This window comes from Nonlabens sp., from assembly GCF_018401815.1.
Lineage (GTDB): Bacteria > Bacteroidota > Bacteroidia > Flavobacteriales > Flavobacteriaceae > Nonlabens.
In genome coordinates this window covers 1-1532 of the sequence record NZ_JAGYKG010000023.1, presented here as the reverse complement: position 1 = coordinate 1532, position 1532 = coordinate 1, and the positions used below count along the sequence as shown (strand labels likewise).

Annotated in this window: 1 protein-coding gene; it reads right to left on the bottom strand. The window is 47.3% G+C overall.

From position 1 onward, the window contains the following. Nucleotides 1-144: 144 nt before the first annotated feature. A complete protein-coding gene (locus tag KG732_RS12950) occupies nt 145-1380 on the bottom strand; it encodes a YjbH domain-containing protein (RefSeq protein WP_213524449.1) in 1236 nt (411 codons plus the stop codon). Nucleotides 1381-1532: the final 152 nt, after the last annotated feature.

The following is a 1532-nucleotide window of genomic DNA, read 5'->3' as shown; positions in this document are numbered from 1 at the left end:
GTAAAACTTCTAAGTCATTCGTTGTTAGTCTTTTTTGCGCAGTCATGTGTGTGTTAGATAAATTATAGGATATAAATCTATACTATAATTTATAAAATTGCAACCAACGCCTTAAAGATCAATACCGAAATGTTAGGTAGTAGCCTATTTCAAATGCTTCATTACCCCTTTACGCAACACCTCAGGATAAAATTCTCTAATATCCGAGAAGATATCGTTGGCAAACATCACGTCTATGCCTGAGAAAGAGAATCCAGAATAACGATAGAGCAAGTAGAATTGGTCTTCGGTTCGGGCGCGGATGCGTCCGGGTTTCATGAACTTGGATTGTCCGAAGGGTACGGTAAGCGAGAATCCGATGATGGCGGGTTCTTCTGAGCCAAATGATCCGGAGCTTGCTAGATCGGTGCGCGAATAGAAGAGGCTAAAATACACCTCGTTGAACTGACGTTGCACCTGAAATTTGTAGCCTAGGTCGGCGGCGGCAAAGGTTCCATAGGATAGGTTGATGTCGGTGTCGTACTTGTTCCATCGGTAGTTGAAGATCGCTTGCCATAGGGCATTGCTGTTGCGGTTGTTTTGAACGACCCAGTTCTGGTCGAGGTATCCGGTGCGGGTGACTCCGTAGATGAGCTCTAGGTAGAAGCGCTCCTGGTCGAGGTAGTTACGAAAGCGGGTGTACAGCCCGAATTTGCCCTGAGGCAGATAGCCCAGGCTGGCGCTTAGAAAGGTGTTTTGCCCGAATCGGGCGCTCTGGGTGACCTTCATGGTCACGGGTGAGGAGATGGCACGGCCCGGTATGTCATTTTGGACGATATTTAAGAAGTCGAATTCAAATTCGGTTCCGCGTCCGAAGGTGGAGAGCACGCGAGAGTTTACGTAGGTGCGCGATTGAAATCCGTCTCTGAAATCTCCAAGCAGGTAATCTAGGCGAACCCCAACCGGAACGTCAACCTTATAGAACGACAGGTTCTCGCGCTCGGCTTCTTTAAAATAGCTCTCTGCCTTCTCAATTTCGATAGAGAACTGCATGGCTGAAGCTAGGGTGTAGCGATCGATTAAACCGCTCTTATACGCGTCAAAATCGTTTACAGCGAGGGTAGCCATTGCCATCGGAATGTCTTGACTTCTCAACAAGAAATGAACGCGCTCGTACAGGCTTAAATCGGTCTCCGTGAGCTGGGCGATTATATTTGCTAAGCCCTTGGCCTCAAAACGGTAGAGGTTATTCTCATAGGTGATATAGAGGTCTGCACCCTTTTGCACTGCAGCCACATTCTCGAAGCCCTGTTCCGCTAACGACTGCACTATAGTTGATTGCTGCGCATGCGTCGTATAAAGCCCAAAACTTAGCAGGGCATATATAAAGAAAACTCTCATCGGTTAGATAGGTTAAAGCGGTAGGTGAAGAATCCGGATAGTGCCTGCATATCAAGCAAACCCACAGCGAAATGAAGGTGGCCAAGAACGGTGGTCTTGAGGGCAACATTAAAGGATTCGGAATCGTATTCAGCTATTGCTGATACAAAAGG